Annotated in this window: 13 protein-coding genes; 8 read left to right on the top strand and 5 right to left on the bottom strand. The window is 66.4% G+C overall.

Annotated features, from left to right (window positions below; all coding sequences use genetic code 11):
* Nucleotides 1-2: 2 nt before the first annotated feature.
* The 3 genes from smc to METFAM1_RS0103585 form a co-directional block, all read right to left on the bottom strand.
* A complete protein-coding gene (smc, locus tag METFAM1_RS0103595; protein ID WP_019918190.1) occupies nucleotides 3-3,509 on the bottom strand; it encodes a chromosome segregation protein SMC in 3,507 nt (1,168 codons plus the stop codon).
* Between the two features lie 270 nt (nucleotides 3,510-3,779).
* On the bottom strand, nucleotides 3,780-4,406 hold the full coding sequence (locus tag METFAM1_RS0103590; RefSeq protein WP_019918189.1) for a PEP-CTERM sorting domain-containing protein: 627 nt from the start codon (nucleotides 4,404-4,406) through the stop codon (nucleotides 3,780-3,782).
* 234 nt (nucleotides 4,407-4,640) lie between these two features.
* A complete protein-coding gene (locus tag METFAM1_RS0103585; RefSeq protein ID WP_019918188.1) occupies nucleotides 4,641-5,555 on the bottom strand; it encodes a hypothetical protein in 915 nt (304 codons plus the stop codon).
* 309 nt (nucleotides 5,556-5,864) lie between these two features.
* Here METFAM1_RS0103585 and METFAM1_RS0103580 point away from each other — a divergent pair, with 309 nt between their 5' ends.
* Nucleotides 5,865-6,776 (top strand): bifunctional GNAT family N-acetyltransferase/nucleoside diphosphate kinase regulator, encoded by a 912-nt coding sequence (locus METFAM1_RS0103580; protein ID WP_019918187.1) that lies wholly within the window; start codon nucleotides 5,865-5,867, stop codon nucleotides 6,774-6,776.
* A gap of 89 nt (nucleotides 6,777-6,865) precedes the next feature.
* Here the strand turns inward: METFAM1_RS0103580 and METFAM1_RS0103575 are convergent, their stop codons facing one another.
* Nucleotides 6,866-7,792 (bottom strand): DMT family transporter, encoded by a 927-nt coding sequence (locus METFAM1_RS0103575; RefSeq protein ID WP_019918186.1) that lies wholly within the window; start codon nucleotides 7,790-7,792, stop codon nucleotides 6,866-6,868.
* A gap of 75 nt (nucleotides 7,793-7,867) precedes the next feature.
* On the opposite strand from METFAM1_RS0103575, the gene dapC reads away from it, so the two are divergent.
* Genes dapC through METFAM1_RS0103540 form a run of 7 tightly spaced genes read left to right on the top strand, consistent with a single transcriptional unit; the run spans nucleotide 7,868 to nucleotide 16,678 of the window.
* On the top strand, nucleotides 7,868-9,082 hold the full coding sequence (dapC, locus tag METFAM1_RS0103570; protein WP_019918185.1) for a succinyldiaminopimelate transaminase: 1,215 nt from the start codon (nucleotides 7,868-7,870) through the stop codon (nucleotides 9,080-9,082).
* 49 nt (nucleotides 9,083-9,131) lie between these two features.
* On the top strand, nucleotides 9,132-9,950 hold the full coding sequence (dapD, locus tag METFAM1_RS0103565; RefSeq protein ID WP_019918184.1) for a 2,3,4,5-tetrahydropyridine-2,6-dicarboxylate N-succinyltransferase: 819 nt from the start codon (nucleotides 9,132-9,134) through the stop codon (nucleotides 9,948-9,950).
* Between the two features lie 43 nt (nucleotides 9,951-9,993).
* Nucleotides 9,994-11,175 (top strand): PilT/PilU family type 4a pilus ATPase, encoded by a 1,182-nt coding sequence (locus METFAM1_RS0103560; protein WP_019918183.1) that lies wholly within the window; start codon nucleotides 9,994-9,996, stop codon nucleotides 11,173-11,175.
* Nucleotides 11,176-11,208: 33 nt separating this feature from the next.
* Complete coding sequence (gene dapE / locus METFAM1_RS0103555; RefSeq protein WP_019918182.1) at nucleotides 11,209-12,354, top strand: succinyl-diaminopimelate desuccinylase; 1,146 nt, start codon at nucleotides 11,209-11,211, stop codon at nucleotides 12,352-12,354.
* Complete coding sequence (gene prmB, locus METFAM1_RS0103550) at nucleotides 12,351-13,280, top strand: 50S ribosomal protein L3 N(5)-glutamine methyltransferase (protein WP_019918180.1); 930 nt, start codon at nucleotides 12,351-12,353, stop codon at nucleotides 13,278-13,280. The genes dapE and prmB overlap by 4 nt, the downstream gene beginning before the upstream one ends.
* Nucleotides 13,277-16,201 carry a PAS domain-containing sensor histidine kinase gene (locus tag METFAM1_RS0103545; protein WP_019918179.1) on the top strand — a complete coding sequence of 975 codons (2,925 nt, stop codon included), beginning with the start codon at nucleotides 13,277-13,279 and terminating at the stop codon, nucleotides 16,199-16,201. Before prmB ends, METFAM1_RS0103545 begins: the two co-directional genes overlap by 4 nt.
* Nucleotides 16,202-16,228: 27 nt before the next feature.
* On the top strand, nucleotides 16,229-16,678 hold the full coding sequence (locus METFAM1_RS0103540; protein ID WP_019918178.1) for a response regulator: 450 nt from the start codon (nucleotides 16,229-16,231) through the stop codon (nucleotides 16,676-16,678).
* Nucleotides 16,679-16,987: 309 nt separating this feature from the next.
* On the opposite strand, the gene METFAM1_RS0103535 is transcribed toward METFAM1_RS0103540, so the two are convergent.
* Nucleotides 16,988-18,634, bottom strand: a complete 1,647-nt coding sequence (locus METFAM1_RS0103535) for an ABC transporter permease (protein WP_019918177.1) — start codon at nucleotides 18,632-18,634, stop codon at nucleotides 16,988-16,990.
* Between the last annotated feature and the right edge of the window lie 32 nt (nucleotides 18,635-18,666).

The following is an 18,666-nucleotide window of genomic DNA, read 5'->3' as shown; positions in this document are numbered from 1 at the left end:
GTTCAGACGCTGAGCGCTTCGTCGCGCAGCTTCAGCGCCGCTTCCATATCGACCTCGACCACGCGCGAACACCCGCGCTCCTGCATGGTGACGCCAACCAGCTGTTGCGCCATTTCCATCGTGATCTTGTTGTGACTGATGAACACGAACTGCGTCGAAGCGGACATGCGCTTCACCATTTCGCAGAAGCGTTCGGTATTCGTGTCGTCCAGCGGTGCATCGACTTCGTCCAGCATGCAGAACGGCGCCGGATTGAGCTGGAAGAAGGCGAACACCAGTGCCGTCGCGGTCAGCGCCTTCTCGCCGCCGGACAGCAGCTGGATCGACGCGTTGCGCTTGCCCGGCGGCTGCGCGAACACCTGCAGCCCGGCATCCAGAATCTCGTCGCCGGTCATGACCAATCGGGCCTCACCGCCGCCGAACAGTTCCGGGAAGATGCGGCCGAACTCGGTATTGACGCGATCATACGTCTCCTTGAGCAGGGCGCGCGTGTCGCGGTCCATGCGGCGGATGGCGTCTTCCAGCGTGGCGATGGCGTCGCGCAGATCGGTCGACTGCGCGTCGAGATAGCCCTTGCGCTCGTTCGCCTGCGCGAGCTCTTCCAGCGCGGCGAGGTTCACCGCGCCGAGCGCGGCAATCTCCCGCGTCAGGCGGCTGATTTCGGCGCTGAGTGCGCCTTCGCGCACCTTCTCCGCTTCGCCTTCGGCGAGCAGCGCATCGAGCCGGCCCTCCGGCAATTCGATCTCGCCCAGGCGCTGCGCGTACTGTTCGGCATTCAGCGCCGCCGCCTGCTGCTTCAGCTTCAGTTCGGCCAGCCGCTCACGCGCCGGCGCCAGCAGGTGTTCAGTGTTGGCGCGCTGAGATTCCAGTTCGCGCAGCTGGGCGGCCAGCACTTCCTGCGCGTCGCGGCAGGTGGCCAGCACCTGTTCGCGCGCGCGGCGGTTGTCCAGCACCTGCTGCAGCCGGCTGTCTATGCTGCCTTCGTCGATCTGTGCGAATTCGTCGCTGCGCAGCGCGCGCTCCAGTTCGGCGTTTTCGAGCTGGGTTTTCGCCATCGCGAGATTGTTCGCCAGATCGGTCAGACGGCTCGTGCATTCACGCTGCGAGAAGTTCGCTTCCTGCAGCTCGCGCGCCGCCGCCTGGTCGGCGAAGCGCGCCTCGCGCAGCTGGCTGTCGGCGTTCTTCTGCGCCTCGGTCGCGGCGTCCAGCCGCATGCGCTGCACCTCGATCAGTTCGCGCGCGCGCTCGATTTCGGCGTCGGCGCGCTCCAGATGTGCACGCTCGGTCTGCTCGGCCTGGTCGACTTCGGCGCGGTCGCGCGCCAGCGCCGCTTTCTGCTCGTCGAAGCGCGACACCGCCTGCGCCAGCTTGATCTGTTCGACCTGCGCGCTGTGCGCCGCCTGGGTCAGCGACTGCTGTTCGCGCCGCGCCGCCGCCTGTTCCTCGTGCGCACCGGCCAACGCTGCCTCGGCTTCGCGCAGCGCCTCGCGCGATTCGGCGAGCTGGGCGTCGGCGAGGTCGATTTCCTCGGCGAGACGTTCGATGTCGCGCGCACGTTCGAGCACGCCGTGCGTGCGCGCATCCGGCGCATACAGCGTCAGCGAGGCGCCCTGCGCGACGCGGCCTTCACGATCGACGCGCAGGCCGCTGGCGGCGAAATCCAGCGACTCGACGGCGGCGACCGGACCCAGCCACAGATCGAGCAGTGCGTCCCAGCGCGCGTCGTGCGCACGCACGCGATGGCGCAGGCTGTCGGCGCCGACGTCGGCACGCGCATCGCTGCCGGGAAGTGCGAGCGTCAGGTTCTGGGGCGCCGCGCCGGCTGCGCAGGCGGAGGCCAGCGTATCGGCCGACGCTGCCTCGAGCGCGCCCAGCCGCTCACGCAGCACCGCTTCGACCGCCAGTTCCCAGCCGGCTTCGACCTGCAGCGACTGCCACAGCGGCTTCGCGTCCTGCAGGCCGAGCGCGGCCAGCCAGGGCGCGAGCTTGCCGTCGGTCTGCGTCTTGCGCTGCAGTTCGACCAGCGCGTCGCGACGGGCGCGCGTTTCGGTCAGCGTCCGCGTTGCGGCGCGCTCGGCGTCCTGCGCGTTGCGCACCTGCGCCTGCAGTTGCGGCACCGCGTTCTGTGCGGCCTGCAGACGCTGCTGCGCCGCCTCCTGCGCCATCTGCAGCGATTCGAGCTTGTCCTGCGCCAGCGCCAGCGCCTCGCGGTCGGGCTCGATCAGCTGCGCCTCGTCGTGCGCGATGCGCTCGCGCCGGCCAGCCAGCGAATTGAGCGTGCGCCCGGCGTTGGCGCGGTGGGTTTCCTCGACCTTGAGCTGCTGCTCGACCGCCGCCAGTTCGCGCCGCGCCAGATTGGCTTGCTGCTCCGCCTCCTGGAAGGCTGCTTCCGCCTCGGGCAGCAGCGCGCTGGTCGTTTCGTGGCGCGCTTCCGCCTGTTCGATGCGGTGCGCCGCGTGCTCGGCCAGTTCGGTCCAGCGGCCGGTATCGGTTTCGATGCTCTCGATGCGCGCGCGCCAGTTCGCGACCTCGGCTTCGAGCTGGGCAATGCGCGCTTCCAGCTTGTGCCGGTTCTCTGCCGCGCGCTTCAGGTCGTCCTCCAGCCGGCTGGCTTCGGCATTGGCGGTCAGCAGTTCGGCCTGGGCGGCATGAACCGCCTCGGAACTGGCGAAATGTTCGGTGCGGATGCGTTCCAGCGCCGCCTCGTGGTGGCGCAGCGCCGCGGTTTCGCGCTCGATGTCGTTCTCGATGCGGCCTGCTTCCAGCGTCAGCGCGTCGGCCTCGGCGGCGGCCGAACGCTGCTTCATCGCCCACAGCAGCGCCTGTCGCTCGGACAGCCGGCGGTTCATGTCGGTGTAGCGGGCGGCGATCTCCGCCTGCTTCTGCAGGCGCTCGATGCGTGTACCCAGTTCGCCGACGATGTCGTCCAGCCGCACCAGGTTGTCGCGCGCATCGTCGAGCCGGCCCTGCGTTTCCTTGCGCCGCTCGCGGTACTTGGTGATGCCCGCCGCCTCTTCGAGGAAGGCGCGCAGCTCTTCCGGCCGCGCCTCGATGATGCGGGTGATCATGCCCTGCTCGATGATGGCGTAGGCGCGCGGCCCAAGGCCGGTGCCGAGGAACACGTCGATCACGTCGCGCCGGCGCACGCGGGTGTTGTTGATGAAGTAATCCGACTGGCCATCGCGCTCCAGCACCCGCTTGACCGCGATTTCGGCGTACTGCGACCACTGCCCGGCCGCCCTGCCCTGCGCGTTGTCGAATACCAGTTCGACACTGGCCCGGCCCACCGGCTTGCGCGTGCCCGAGCCATTGAAGATGACGTCGGTCATCGCGTCGCCGCGCAAGGCGGACGCACGCGACTCGCCGAGCACCCAGCGCACCGCGTCGATGATGTTGGATTTGCCGCAGCCGTTCGGCCCCACCACGCCGACCAGCTGGCCGGGCATCTGTATGGTGGTCGGGTCGACGAAGGTCTTGAAACCGGCGAGTTTGAGCTTTGACAGTCGCACGGGTCGGCGGCGGGAGGGATGAGTTCGGGCGGAAAACGGGGCGAATGATAGCACCCGCCCTACTCACCGGCCCTTACCGACGATGCTTCACAGCCAAGTCACCCGCTCCCGGCCTATCAGCCCGTTTGACCCCTTGGAGGACGTCCTCCTGGGAAGGACGTAGATGCCATGCGCAGGAGCCGTTCGATAGCAGACTGAAGAGAGGCCGGCTATCGATATCAACACGGACGAATGCAAGCGAGCACTGCAGCGATCAAGCGCTCATTCGCGTCAGCCATTCATGCGCCGGCGACAAATTGGCGCCACTGCCAGCAGACCGGCGGCAAACAACCACGCGGTGCTAGGCTCAGGAACGATCGCGATCGACAGAACTTCGAAGGCGAGGATGGTGCCGCTTTGTCCACCATCGCGCTGCAAGAATCCGTAATTCAACGACGAATGCCCGTCGAATGCCGACACATCGATAAGGGACGGTAGTCCGTGATCACGGATGACCTCGGTGTTGCCTGGTCTCGTCGCAAGCTTGAAACCGAAGTCTCCATTCGCATAGCTTGCACCATTCACGATGATCGGGTGGCCACTGTTCATGTTGAAACCGTCCTCCACGTTTCCACCAAAATCGTCGATAACGGCAATCGAGGGCCTGCTGCCGCTGATGGTATAGCCGGCGACGTTCGCGACAACCTGACCGGAGGCAAAACTGTAAACGGTGGTGCCGTTCGGAATACTGTAGTTCGCTGGACCGCCTGCCACGAAATGTCCTTGCAGCAGAGCTCCGTCTGTAACGTTGATCAGGGTGCCGTCGGTGTAGGTAACACGTCCAGTAAATTGAAATTCATAGGCTTGGGCACTGAAAGTCAGCGCGAACAATGCAATGGCAACGATGGCATTTTTCATGTGAATGGCTTGTCCGGATGATTGAATGTCGAGGATCGATTGGTGACGATTTCCACCTTCTTGAAGTCTTCATCATCCGCATTACATATGCATGAAGCAATCCCCCCCACCCGAATCTGACGGGAGATCCAGTCAGGAGCGACATTTGGCCGCGCGTCGCTCCCCCGGCGCTTGCAGGAAATCGGCGTCGATCGGCCTGAACAGAACCCTGACGCCAACGCGCACGCGTTCCGGTCAACAGGACGGTGCGCGCAAGCGGTAGTCGGCACACCGCGCGACGAATTCGCGCGTGCTCTTGGGCATGGGCACCCGTGCCCGCGTGATGTCGCTCAGCAGTTGCGTGCCCTGACGGATCAGGCGCACACCCAGATCGAGATCGCGCCGTTCGGCGTCCGTACAGTCCGCATCGTCCGGCACGAAGGCAAGCAGCTCTTCCGCCGACACCGCGAAGCCGGCCCAGACATCGAAGATGGACTTGTCCGTGCGCAGGGTTTCCGTCTTGATCTTGGCCGCATCGGCGAAGCTCACGACAAGGTCGGAAAGGCCTTTGAAGCGCGGGCGATTGCCGAAGGTGTCGCACAGTTCGCCGGCGATCAGGTCGATATCGCGCATGGTGAGCGCGATCTTGATGTAACGGCTTTCGTAGAACGACTCGACCGGCACCGAAAATGCCTTGAACGGCTCGCCCCACATTTCGTCGATGCCTTCTTCGCCGCTGCGGTGCCGCACCGAGCGACCGAGCTCCAGCGCTTCCTGAAGACAGTGGCCGCACTCGCGCATCAGGCCGTTGTCGCTGTCGATCTCGACGCCCGCCGCCTGCAGTTCGACCAGTCTGGTGAAAATGTCCGTCGCGCGGTTGAAAAGCGCCCCCGCGAGCATGCCGCCCTTCACCCGCTTGAGCGCGGGATCCTGCTCGGCATCGTAGGCGGCGCGTGCCTCGTTCAGGCGGGAGCCCGGAATGTTGATGCCGTGCTCGACATGGTTGAACAGGCGCCGGGTCAACGCCTCGATCAGCTTCTTCTTCGCCGACAGCGAGTCAGCGGGCGGCTCGTAGATCTTGATCCAGTAGCCGTAGTAGTGCACCCGGTACTCGCCCGCCACCTTGCGCTTGCACCCGAGTGGGTAGATTTCTTCGGTATCGCGTTGCATCGCTCGGTCCACACGAAGTCAATGGTTTCATGCTAGGCCAAAAGTCGTATCTTGTGCAGTGCAACACCTGTCACATCCGTACCAATTCACGCATTCTTGCGAACGCGTGAAAAGTGACCGTACGGCTCCCTCGCCGCGCATGACGCGCAAGCACGCGCATCGGCCCCTCTGCCTCAAGCAAGCTGTGCCCGCCGCGGCGCGCGAACTGGCCCGTTCGTGCCCACTGCCCTAAAATGGCAGGTCCGTCGAAAGAACCGTCATGGCACTGACCATGGAAGGCTTTCATCCTTGAAATCGAATGGGGTGAAAATGAGCAAGCCTTTCATTTCTCTGTGCCCGGAAATCACCCGGGCCAACGCGCTGGATCTGATGGACTGGCTGGAGGACGAGAACGTCGTCCGCTATCTGAGCGATTCGCGACACGTCTCCCGCCACATCGAACAGGTCGTCAGCCGCGTCCAGCTCCCCGTGCTGACCCATCTGTTCAACCAGGGCGGCCGCTTCTTCATGGCCTGCGACCGGGACGACCGGCCGGTGGGCTTCGTCCGCCTGGTCAAGACCGGCGCGGACTGCGAAATCGTGCTGGTCATCGGAGACCGCGACAACTGGGGCCGCAGGCTCGGCGCCAGCGCACTGCGCGAAGGCATGAAGCTCGCCTTCTTCGACATGCGGGCCCAAAAGCTGATCGCCAGGATTCACGCCGACAACACCCGCTCGCTGAACGCCTTCCTGCGCTGCGGCTTCGTGCTCGAAAGCGAGACACCGACGCTGAAGTCATTCGCCATGAGCTGGGAGCGCTATCTGCAGCGCCTGCGCGAAGACACGGTGAGCGACCCCGCCGGCATCTACGTCACCGAAATCGACCAGGCCCGGCTGCGCAACCTGATCGCGCTGGAGGTCGACGCGGACGTGGTCGATCTCGAACACGAGGTCGAGCGCGCCATCGTCGTCGATTCACATCAGGTGGCGCGGGACGTCGTCACGATGAACTCGCGCGCCGTGCTGCATCTGGACGACGAGGAAATGGAAGTGGCCTTGGTCTACCCGCAGGACGCCGACGGCAGTGCCGGGAAACTGTCGGTCTGCTCCAGCGTCGGCACCGCCATCCTCGGTTACCGGGAGGGCGATTCCATCGACTGGCGGACGCCGCACCGGACCCGGCGCATCCGGATCGAGCGTGTGCTTTACCAGCCGGAAGCGGCGGGCGATTTCCACCTCTAGGATCGCAGGCCACGCCTCCGCGGCAGGTTGCACATCAGTGCCACGACCTGTGCGCCGTGGCTCAGCGTCTGCCGGATACCGATCGGCCGCTACGCGCCGGGAGCGGTTCCGCTCTCCGGCCGGTCCGCCACCGGCGATTCCAGATGCCCCGAAAACAGGCTGGCCGCGATGATCATCGCGCCGCCGACCCACTCCTTCACGCCCATCACCTCACCCGCCAGCCACCAGGACGAAATCGCGGCGACCACCAGTTCGAACAGGAAGAGCGCGATGGCCGCGTTGGCGCTGAGGAAGGTGATGCCGTACTGCACCACCAGATTGACCAGCAGCAGCACGCCGCCGATCAGTGCCAGCAGAACCCAGGTGTCGGCACCGATGGCGGAGAACTGCTGCAGTGGGGCTTCGCCGCGCAGCCAGGCGGCGACGGGGGCTACGGCGATGACGCCAAGGAAGACGGCCATCACCTTCTGTTCGATCTCGATGTGGGCCGTGCGGCGGATGAGCACGTTGGCCAGCGCGAAACAGACGCCGGCGCCCAGGCCCATCCACTCGGCGGAGCCCTGTGGCCAGGGCAGGCCCAGTTCCGGGCGCCACAGCATGACGAAGGCGCCGGCCAGCGACAGCGCGATCACGCCGGCACCCGCCCGGCTCAGCCGTTCGCCCAGCAGCAGGCGCGACAGCAGTACGGTCCATAGCGGCGACAGGTAGAACAGCAGCAGCACGCGCATCACCACGCCGTCCAGCGTACCCAGCACATAACCCAGATTGGTGCCCGCGGCCGCCAGCGCCAGCGCGACCAGCCAGAAGCTGGGCCGTGTGCGGCGCAGCACCGGCCACAGCGGGATCAGACCGAACAGGAAGGCGAGGCCGTAGGTGATGAAGGTGGCGGTGACGCCGCCCATGCCGGCGGCGTCGATGACGCGGTAGGGGTACCAGATGAGCCCCCAGATGACGGCGCCGGCGAGCAGCGCGATCGAGGGCAGCAGCCGTGAAGACGGCCGGCGGGAAGTGAGCATCGGGACGTATACTTATGCGTTTCCGGGCGCCGCGGTCGGCGTCACCGGCTTCAAGGACCGAAACTGCTGACTTTCATGCTGAACGACACCCTGCCCGTCACGCCCCATCTGTCGCTGCTCCAACCCTATCCCTTTGAAAGACTGAAGGAATTGACCGCCGGCGTGACCGGCCCGGCCGACCTGCCGCTGGTGCGCCTGTCGATCGGCGAGCCACAGCATGCCACGCCGCAACTGATCAAGGACGCGCTGACCGGCGCGCTCGACGGCCTCGCGGTCTATCCGACCACGGCCGGCATTGACGCGCTGCGCGAGTGTATCGCGGCCTGGCTGCAGCGCCGCTACGGTCTGCCTGCCGTGAATGCGGCGACCCAGGTGCTGCCGGTGAATGGCTCGCGCGAGGCGCTCTTTTCGTTTGCGCAGTGCGTGATCGACGCCAGCCGGCCCGACGCCAAGGTGCTGGCACCGAATCCGTTCTACCAAATCTACGAAGGCGCGGCCCTGCTGGCCGGCGCGCAGATCGCCTTCTATAACCAGTTGCCGGACGATCGCTTCGCCTGCAACTTCGACCGCATCGCCGACGCCGACTGGAAGGGCGTGCAGCTTGTGTACGTGTGCTCGCCGGCCAATCCCTGCGGCAAGGTGATGACGCTGGACGAGTGGCGCACGCTGTTCGAACTGGCCGACCGCCACGGTTTCGTGATCGCCTCCGACGAGTGCTATTCGGAAATCTATTTCGACGAGGCGGCCCCGCCGCTCGGCGGCCTGCAGGCGGCGAAGGCGCTGGGCCGCGACGGTTTCGAGCGGCTGGTGGTGTTTTCCAGTCTGTCCAAGCGCTCCAACGTGCCGGGCCTGCGCTCCGGCTTCGTTGCCGGCGACGCCCGCCTGCTCAAGCGCTTCCTGCTCTACCGCACCTACCACGGCAGCGCGATGGGGCTGGCGGTGCAGCGCGCCAGCATCGCCGCCTGGCAGGACGAGGCCCACGTGCGCGACAACCGCGACCAGTACCGTGCCAAGTTCGACGCGGTGCAGCCGCTGATCGCCTCGGTCATGGATTCGCCGCTGCCGGACGCCAGCTTCTACCTGTGGGCGCGCACGCCAATCGATGACGCCGAATTCGCCCGCCGGCTGCTCGCCGAATATAATGTTGCGGTTTTGCCGGGCAGCTACCTTGCCCGCAACGCCCACGGCATCAACCCGGGGGCAGGCTTCGTCCGCATCGCGCTGGTGGCACCCGCCGGCGAGTGCATCGAGGCCGCTGAACGCATCGTGCAGTTCTGCCGCGCGCTCTGAGCCGCGGCGCCACTACCCTCCACACCATAAAACTTACGGGACACCCTCCATGCAGGCCGCACAGCAGATCATCGAAACCGCCTTCGAAAACCGCACCCAGTACTCGCCGACCAATGCGCCGGCCGAGGTGCGCGAAGCCATCGACTTCGTCCTTTCGCAGCTGGACAGCGGCGCGCTGCGCGTCGCCGAGCGCATCGACGGCGAGTGGGTCACCCACCAATGGATCAAGAAGGCGGTGCTGCTGTCCTTCCGCATGCAGGACAACGTCGTCATGGACGGCGCCGAAACGCGCTACTACGACAAGGTGCCGATGAAGTTCGCCGGCTACGACGAAGCAGCCTTCCGTGCCGGCGGTTTCCGTGTCGTGCCGCCGGCCACCGTGCGCCGCGGTGCATTCATCGCGAAGAACGCAGTGCTGATGCCGTCCTACGTGAACATCGGTGCCTACGTCGGCGAAGGCACCATGGTCGACACCTGGGCCACCGTCGGTTCCTGCGCCCAGATCGGCAAGAACGTGCACCTGTCGGGCGGCGTCGGCATCGGCGGCGTGCTGGAGCCGGTGCAGGCCAACCCGACCATCATCGGCGACAACTGCTTCATCGGCGCCCGTTCGGAAGTGGTCGAAGGCGTCATCGTCGAGGACAACTGCGTCATCTCGATGGGCGTGTACATCGGCCAGAGCACCAAGATCTACGACCGCGCCACCGGCGAGGTGATGTACGGCCGCGTGCCCGAAGGTTCGGTCGTCGTGTCCGGCAACCTGCCGTCGGCCGACGGCAAGTACAGCCTGTACTGCGCGGTCATCGTGAAGCGGGTCGACGCGCAGACGCGCGCCAAGACCAGCATCAACGAACTGCTGCGCGCCTGAGCCCATACTGATCCACTGAAGTCGCTGCCGTCGGAGGCCCGCCGTGATTCTCGACAAGCTGTTCCAGGTCATGGCGGACAAGAACGCCTCCGACATCTTCATTTCGGCCGGCGCGCCGATCGCGATCAAGATCCAGGGCACCACGGTGCCGATCAACCAGCGCGTGATGGATCCGGAAACGATCCAGCGCATGGCCTACGAAATGCTCAGCGAAGAGCAGCAGCAGAAGTTCGAGAAGACGCGCGAACTGAACCTGTCCTTCGGCCGGCGCGACCTTGGCAACTTCCGCGTGAACATGTTCTGGCAGCGCGGCAGCATCGCCATGGTGGTGCGCTACATCCTCGGCGACATTCCGCCGCTCGACACGCTGGGCCTGCCGCCGGTGCTGACCGAGCTGATCATGGAAAAGCGCGGCCTCATCCTGGTCGTCGGCGCCACCGGTTCCGGCAAGTCGACGACGATGGCGGCGATGATCGATCATCGCAACGCCAACAAGTCGGGTCACATCCTGACGGTCGAAGACCCGATCGAGTACCTGTTCAAGCACAAGAAATCGATCGTGAACCAGCGCGAGATCGGCATGGACACCGAAGGCTGGGCGCCGGCGTTGAAGAACGCGATGCGCCAGGCGCCTGACTGCATCCTGATCGGCGAAATCCGCGACGTCGAAACGATGCAGGCGGCCCTCGCCTACGCGCAGACGGGCCACCTCTGCCTGGCCACGCTGCATGCCAACAACGCCCACCACGCGCTGAACCGCATCGTCAATTTCTTCCCGCTGGACAGCCGCCCGCTGCTCTTCCTCGACCTGTCGGTCACGCTGAAGGGCATCATTTCGCAGCGCCTGGTGCGCAAGCCGGATGGCCGGCGCATGCCGGCGGTCGAAGTGCTCCTGAACACGCGCCACATTTCCGAACTGGTCGAGCGCGGCGAGATCAACAGCGTCAAGGAAGCGATGGAGCGCAGCATGGCGCCCGGCTCGCAGACCTTCGAGCAGGACCTGTTCCGCCTCTACCGCGAAGGCGAAATCACGCTCGACGAAGCGCTGTCGAATTCCGACTCGCCGACCAATCTGTCCTGGCTCATCAACAATTCGCAGTTCGGCGTCACCGAAACGCCCAAGGTCGACGCACCCAGCCCTGAACTGCGCGACCTCGAATCGACCGAGCCGAGCGGCGCCTCCTTCGCCGAATTCTCGCTCAACCTCGACGAAGGCGGCCGCTGACCGCACTGCCCGACCTACCCCGGATTTTCCCCGATGTCAGAAGCAACCCTTGAGCTCACCCGTCAGCTCATTTCCACCCGTTCGGTCACGCCGGTCGACGGCGGCTGCCTTGAAACCATAGGTGCCCGGCTGGCCGCGGCCGGATTCACGCTGGAGCGCATCGACGCCGGCGGCGTATCGAACCTGTGGGCGCGCCGCGGTAGCGCGGGCCCGCTGTTCTGCTTCGCCGGCCACACCGACGTGGTGCCGACCGGCCCGCTTGATCAGTGGAACAGCGACCCGTTCGAGCCGGTCGTGCGCGACGGCATGCTCTATGGCCGCGGCGCGGCCGACATGAAAGCTTCGCTGGCCGCCTTCGTCACCTCAACCGAACGCTTCGTCGCCCGCGTGCCCGATCACGCCGGCTCGATCGCCTTCCTGCTCACCTCCGACGAAGAAGGCGATGCCATCGATGGCACCGTCCGCGTGGTCGAGGCCCTTGCCGCGCGCGGCGAAAGACTGGATTACTGCGTGGTGGGCGAACCCACTTCGGTGACGAAGCTGGGCGACATGATCAAGAACGGCCGCCGCGGCTCACTGTCCGGCAAGCTCACGGTCAAGGGGGTGCAGGGGCATATCGCCTATCCGCACCTGGCGAAGAACCCGATCCACCTGTTCGGTCCGGCGCTCGCCGAGCTGTCAGCCATCCGCTGGGACGAGGGCAACGAATACTTCCCGCCGACCAGCTGGCAGATTTCGAACATCAAGGGCGGCACCGGTGCGACCAACGTCATTCCGGGCACACTCGAAGTGCTGTTCAACTTCCGTTTTTCGACCGCCAGCACGCCGGAATCGCTGAAGGCGCGGCTGGTCGACGTGCTGGACAGGCACGGCGTCGAGCACGACATCGTCTGGACGCTGGGCGGCAAGCCCTACCTCACGCCGCGCGGCACGCTGGTCGAGGCGGCCGAAGCCGCCATCCGCGATGTGACCGGGCTGGCGACCGAACTGTCGACCACCGGCGGCACCTCGGACGGCCGCTTCATCGCCGACATCTGTACCCAGGTGGTCGAGATCGGTCCGAGCAACGCCACCATCCACAAACTGAATGAATGCGTGGCGGTCGCCGACATCGAGCCGCTGTCGCGCATCTACGAAAACCTGCTCGACCGGCTGCTCGGTCAAGGAAACACAGCATGAAGCTCAAGACCAGCGACAAGGCACCCGCGAAGAAAACGGTGCCGCCGGAAGAACTGATGTCGGTGCGTGACTGGGTGCGTTACCTGGTCAGCCGCATGGGCGCAGCCGAGGTCGCCTTTGGCCAGGGCTTCGTCGACGCCTGGGACGAGGCCGTCTATCTGGTGCTGCACACGCTGCACCTGCCGCTCGACCGCCTCGAACCTTTCCTCGACGCCGCGCTGACGGTGGACGAATGCGAGCGCCTGATGCGCGTGACCGAACGCCGCTGCGAAGAACGCGAACCGGCCGCCTACATCACCGGCGAGGCCTGGCTCGGCCCCTTCCGCTTCCGTGTCGATCCGCGTGTCATCATTCCGCGCTCGCACATTTTCGAACTGATGCAGGACGGCTTCGCACCGTGGCTGGACGACATGGGCGAACCGGAGCGCATCCTCGACCTGTGTACCGGTTCCGGCTGCCTGGCGATCGCCGCCGCGCACTTCTTCCAGGAGGCACGGGTCGATGCCGTCGATCTGTCGGCCGACGCGCTCAAGGTGGCCCAGCTCAACATCCACGACCACGCACTGCGTGATCGCGTCGAAGTGCTGCACGGTGACCTGTTCGAGCCCGTGGGTGAGCGACGCTACGACCTCATCATTTCCAATCCGCCCTACGTGACCGAAGCGGCCATGGCTGCGCTGCCGGACGAATTCCGTCGCGAACCGGAGATGGCACTCGGCGCTGGCGCCGACGGCATGGACATCGTGCGTCGCATCGTTGCCGAAGCGGGCCGCCACCTGAACCCGGGTGGCCTGCTGCTGGTCGAGGTCGGTCGCAACCAGGCCGAAACCGAAGCTGCGCTGCCCGACCTGCCGCTGGTCTGGCTGGACACCGACTCGGCCACTGCTCCCGTATTCCTGCTGCGGGCAGAAGATCTGGAGCAATGAGCAGCAGCGAAACGCCTCCGGCCGACACCACACCGCATCGCCGTTCGCACCGCCTGTCCGCCGCGACCTGGCAGGCGATCGCGCTCGGCATTTTCGTGCTGATGATTTCGCTCGGCCTGGCCAGCCTGTCAGCGCGCGGCGACCTGCGCGCCGTTCACGCGGAACTTGCGCACACGCTGGTGGCGCCACTGCAGGCGCGGCAGACGCCCGAACTGCGCCGCATCCTGTCGGAAGCGCACGACCGCGGCCTGCTGACCGAAGCCAGCCTGCGCGACGCGAAGGGCGAACTGCTGGTCGATCTGCCGCCCTCGGTCACCGACGACAGCGCGCTCACGCTGCGCGCCGAAGGCAGTCTGCGCGTCGACGACGTGCTGGTCGGTACGCTGACCATCGCCGCATCGCGCGACACCGGTCTGCCGGTGCTGCTGACCACGCTGTTGCCGGCCTGTGCGCTGGCCGTCTTCTGCGTGCTGGTCGCCTGGGGCGCCCGCACCGCCGAGCGACGGCGCGTCGTCGATGCCATCGGTCCGGTCGAGGCGGCAGCGACGGCACTGGTGCGCGGCGAACCGGTGGGGCGTGTCGCCCTCCCGGCGGGGCATCCTCTGAGCGCACTGGCACAGGCGCTGGAAGCCGCTTGCGTGGCCCTCGAACAGCGCCGTCGCGACGCCGTCGCCGACGCCGAGCGTCTGGCGCGAGTGGCCAGCGCGCACGACGAAGCGCAGTGGGAATGGAATCTGCAGACCGGTCAGATCTGGTACAGCGATCGCTTCCCCGACCTGCTCGGCTACGGCGGCGACGCCTCGTTCGCGCAGCAGTTCAACTGGGGCGCCGCCACCCACCCGGACGACGCCGGCACCGTCCGGCGCGCGCGCGAACGGCTGTTCGGGCGCGAAATGACGCACAGCGACGACCAGATCCGGCTGCGCGTTCGCGACGGCACCTACCGCTGGTTCCGCCTGCGCGCGAGCGCCCACCATGATGCCGTCGGCAAGCCGCTCTACGTGTCCGGCACGATAGAGGACGTGACACGCGACCGCATGACGCTGGACGCGCTGCGCGAAAGCGAGGCGCGGCTGTTCCACGCGGTGCGCGGCTCCTTCGACGGCGCCTGGGACTGGGACATCGGCGCCGGCCGCTACTTCCTGTCGCCGCGGCTGAGCGAGATTCTCGGCCTGCCGCAGTCGATGCAGCCGCAGACACACGACCAGCTGCTCGAACGCGTACACCCGGACGACCTGTCGCGGCTGCAGCACGCGATCGACGAGCACTTCCTGCGCCGCGAATCGTTCGACATCGAGTACCGCATGCGGCACGAAGACGGTCGCTACCTGTGGGTGCGTGACCGCGGGCTGGCAACGCGCAACACGGTGGGCAAGGTGCTGCGGTTCTCCGGCTCGATCACCGACATCACCGAGCGCAAGCTGGCCGAACAGGCCGTGCGTACGCTGGTGACCGAAAAGCAGGCCCTGCTCGACGACGTGCCGGTGGCCATCGTCTATGTGCGCGACGACCGCATCGCCGACTGCAACCGGCGTTGTCAGGAAATATTCGGCCACGACCGCAGGGCGCTGATCGGGCAGACGATGGAACCCTTCTTCCGCGACGACATGGAACTGTCGCGCCTGCTCGAAGGCGCTGCGCGCGTGAAGCCACAGCCCTATGCACAGGAAACCACGCTGCAGCGGCGCGACGGCAGTCCGCTGCACGCCTACGTGTCTGTTCGCCAGCTGGCCAGCGAAGCGGGTGAAGCGGGCGAAACCATCTGGATCTTCTCCGACGACACCGCCCGGCGCCGTGCGCTCGACACCGCGCGCCGCGAGGAGAACTTCTCGGCGGCGCTGGTGCGCAGCATGCCCGGCGCCTTCTTCCTGCTCGACGCGCGCGGCGCGCTGCGTCGCTGGAACGAGAACCTGCAGGCGGTCACCGGCCACCGCGCACTCGATCTGATCGGCAAGCCGGCGCTCGACCTCTTCCCGCCTGAGTTCCACCCACTGCTGCGGCGTCAGGCGCGGCGTGCCCTGACGCACCGCGATGCCACCTTCGAGGCCGAACTGCTGTCGGCGACCGGCGAGCATCTGGCGCACGCCTTCAGCCTCTATCGCATCGACCTCGACGGTCTGCCGCACCTGCTCGGTACCGGTCTGGACATCCGCGCGCAGAAGGACGCCGAGCGCAGCGTGCTGGCGCTGAACCAGCAGCTGGAAACGCGCGTGCGCGAGCGTACGGCCGAACTGGTCACCGCGATGCGCGAACTGGAAAGCTTCAGTTACTCGGTGTCGCACGACCTCGCCGCACCGCTGCGCGGCATCGACGGTTTTTCGCGGATGATCGAAGAGGATTACGCCGACCGACTCGACGAACGCGGCCGCGACTACCTGCAGCGCATCCGCGCCGGTACGCAGCGCATGCACCGGCTGATCGACGACCTGCTCGGCCTCGCCCGCATCACGCGCAACGAAATGAACCGGCAGGTTGTGGATCTCAGCGCGATGGCCTCGGAACTGGCCGCCGACCTGGCCCGGACCGAGCCCGAGCGCAGGGCAGAATTCCTCATCCAGCCGTCGATGCGCGTGTATGCTGACGCCAACCTCTTGCGCATCGCGATCGACAATCTGTTGCGCAATGCGTGGAAGTTCACCAGCCGCCACGACGCCGCCCGCATCGAGATCGGCTGCTTGCAGCGTGGTCGAGAGCTCGTGTATTTTGTGAAGGACGACGGCGCGGGCTTTGACATGCGATACGCAACAAAGCTCTTCGGCCCCTTCCAGCGACTCCACTCGGTCGGTGAGTTTTCAGGTAGCGGCATCGGTCTGGCCATCGTCCACCGCATCGTGCAGCGACACGGCGGGCGGATCTGGGCCGAAGCCGAGGTGGAACGCGGAGCAAGTTTCTTCTTCACGCTGGAACCTGCATCGCAGTGATGCAGGTGACCTGGACAGGCTGGTTTTATGGCAAGCGAACGCCCGATACTGCTGGTTGAAGACAATCCTGACGACGAGGCGCTGACGCTTCGAGCCTTTCACAAGAACCGCATCGCCAACGAAGTCGTCGTGGCCCGCGACGGCGTAGAAGCGCTCGACTATCTCTTCGGCACCGGCCACCACGCCGGCCGCGACCTGTCGGTCGCACCGGCCGTCATCCTGCTCGACCTGAAGCTGCCGCGTGTAGACGGCCTGGAAGTGCTGCGCCGCGTGCGTGCCGATGCGCGAACCAATCTGCTGCCGGTCGTCATCCTGACCACATCGCGCGAGCAGCAGGACATCTACGAGGCCTACCAGCTCGGCGCCAACAGCTACATCCGCAAGCCGGTGGATTTCGAGAAGTTCATCTACGCGGTCGGCCAGCTCGGCCTTTACTGGCTGGTGCTGAACGAGCCGGTCGATCCGCCCACGAACTGAGCGAGCGCCGAGGTTCCGTGGGAGGGGTCTTCTGACCCCGACACGGCCTGAATCGAAGCCTACAGATGGCGGCGGCCGTGTCGCGGCCAAGGCCGCTCCCACAGGAACGATGCGCTAGATCCACGACTTGTGCCTGAGCCGGGGTTCTGTGGGAGGGGTCTTCTGACCCCGACAACAGCCTGTATCGAAGCCTGCGGACATCAATGGCCGTGTCGCGGTCAGAATACCGCTCCCACAGGGGCGTCGCGCCCGATCCATGATCTGAGCCTGGGCCGGGGTTGATCTTCCAACCCTACTCGCCGCCCCGTCTCAATTCCGCCGCGATCGCGCGATCTGTCTCGACAGCGCGATCAGCGGCAGCAGGCCGACCGCGACGATGGCCAGCGCCGCCGTCGATGCTTCCTGCAGACGTTCATCGCTGGCCAGCGTGTAAGCCTGGGTGGCCAGCGTGTCGAAGTTGAACGGCCGCATCACCAGCGTCGCCGGCAACTCCTTCATCACATCGACGAACACCAGCAGCGAGGCGGTGAGCAGGCTGCCGCGCAGCATCGGCCAGTGCACGCGGCGCAGGGTCGCGCCGACACCGAGGCCGAGACTGCGCGCCGCTTCGTCCATGCTGGGCGTGATGCGCGCCAGGCCCGACTCGACCGATTGCAGCGACACCGTCAGGAAGCGCGCCAGATAGGCATACACCAGCGCCGCGATGCCGCCGGTCAGCAACAGCCCTGGATTGCTGCCCGTCCATTGCTGCCACAGCCCGGACAGCAGGTGATCGAGACGGGTGACCGGAATCAGGATGCCGACCGCGATCACCGCGCCCGGTACCGCGTAGCCCAGACCGACGGCCGAGCGCGCCAGCGCCACCAGACGCGAGCGGCTGGAGCGCACCGCGTAGGCAAGGAGCAGCGCGAGCGCCACCGCACAGACACTGCCGACGGCGGCCAGCGTGAAGCTGTTGATCGCCAGCCCGACGAAACGCTCGCCGAACTGCGCGTCGCCCTCGGAAAACGCCCACTTCAGCAGCACCGCAGCCGGCACGATGAAACCGGCCGCCAGCGGCAGTACACAGGCGACGGTGACGCCCCAGCCGGCGGCGCGCGGCAGCGTGTGGCGGCGCGCACTGCCGCCGGCGCGACCACTGTCGTGGAAGCGCGCGCCACCGCGGCTGAGCCGCTCGGCCAGCAGCAGCATGGCGACGAAGCCGAGCAGCAGCGCGGCCAGTTGCGCCGCGGCGACGCGGTCGCCGAGCGAAAACCAGGCGCGGTAGATGCCGGTGGTGAAGGTCTGCACGCCGAAATAGCTCACCGCACCGTAATCGGCCAGCGTTTCCATCAGCGCCAGCGACACGCCGGCGGCGATCGCCGGCCGTGCCAACGGCAGCGTGACGCGGAAGAAGGCTTCCCAGGCGCCCTGCCCCAGCATGCGCGCCGCCTCGTTCAGTCCGGCGGCACGCTCGATCAGCGACTGCCGGGTCAGCAGGTAAACGTAGGGATAGAGCACGGCGATGAACATACAGGCCGCACCGCCCACCGTGCGCACGTCGGGGAACCAGTAGTCGCCGCGCTCCCAGCCGAAGGTTTCGCGCAGCGCGGTCTGCACCGGGCCTACGTACTGCAGCAGGTCGGTATATGTATAGGCCATCACGTAGGCGGGTGTGGCCAGCGGCAGCACCATGGCCCATTCGAGCACGCGGCGGCCGGGGAACTCCCACATCACCGTCGCCCAGGCGGTCGACACACCGATCACCGCGGTACCCAGCCCGACCCAAAGACAGAGCCACAGCGTGCTGGCGACGTACTCAGGCAGCACGGTCGACGCCAGGTGCGCCCAGGTGTCGCCGGTGCCGCCTCTAAACAGGTTGAACAGCACCGACAGCACCGGTGCGGCCACCAGCAGCGCCAGCAGCAGGGCGATCAGCGACAGGGGATGGAGACGGCGGGCAGACAAGTGGGGCATGCCGGCTGTCCCGGCTTGAGTTATCGGTGGCC

Source organism: Methyloversatilis discipulorum, from assembly GCF_000527135.1.
Lineage (GTDB): Bacteria > Pseudomonadota > Gammaproteobacteria > Burkholderiales > Rhodocyclaceae > Methyloversatilis > Methyloversatilis discipulorum.
This window is presented reverse-complemented; position numbering and strand designations above follow the sequence as displayed.

What these genes read in the sequence shown, in the direction of transcription:
- METFAM1_RS0103590 (WP_019918189.1), bottom strand. Translation starts at nt 4,406, where the DNA reads ATGAAAAATGCCATCGTTGCCATTGCATTGTTCGCGCTGACTTTCAGT.
- METFAM1_RS0103585 (WP_019918188.1), bottom strand. Translation starts at nt 5,555, where the DNA reads ATGCAACGCGATACCGAAGAAATCTACCCACTCGGGTGCAAGCGCAAG.
- METFAM1_RS0103580 (WP_019918187.1), top strand. Translation starts at nt 5,865, where the DNA reads ATGAGCAAGCCTTTCATTTCTCTGTGCCCGGAAATCACCCGGGCCAAC.
- METFAM1_RS0103575 (WP_019918186.1), bottom strand. Translation starts at nt 7,792, where the DNA reads ATGCTCACTTCCCGCCGGCCGTCTTCACGGCTGCTGCCCTCGATCGCG.
- dapC (WP_019918185.1), top strand. Translation starts at nt 7,868, where the DNA reads ATGCTGAACGACACCCTGCCCGTCACGCCCCATCTGTCGCTGCTCCAA.
- dapD (WP_019918184.1), top strand. Translation starts at nt 9,132, where the DNA reads ATGCAGGCCGCACAGCAGATCATCGAAACCGCCTTCGAAAACCGCACC.
- dapE (WP_019918182.1), top strand. Translation starts at nt 11,209, where the DNA reads ATGTCAGAAGCAACCCTTGAGCTCACCCGTCAGCTCATTTCCACCCGT.
- prmB (WP_019918180.1), top strand. Translation starts at nt 12,351, where the DNA reads ATGAAGCTCAAGACCAGCGACAAGGCACCCGCGAAGAAAACGGTGCCG.
- METFAM1_RS0103545 (WP_019918179.1), top strand. Translation starts at nt 13,277, where the DNA reads ATGAGCAGCAGCGAAACGCCTCCGGCCGACACCACACCGCATCGCCGT.
- METFAM1_RS0103540 (WP_019918178.1), top strand. Translation starts at nt 16,229, where the DNA reads ATGGCAAGCGAACGCCCGATACTGCTGGTTGAAGACAATCCTGACGAC.
- METFAM1_RS0103535 (WP_019918177.1), bottom strand. Translation starts at nt 18,634, where the DNA reads ATGCCCCACTTGTCTGCCCGCCGTCTCCATCCCCTGTCGCTGATCGCC.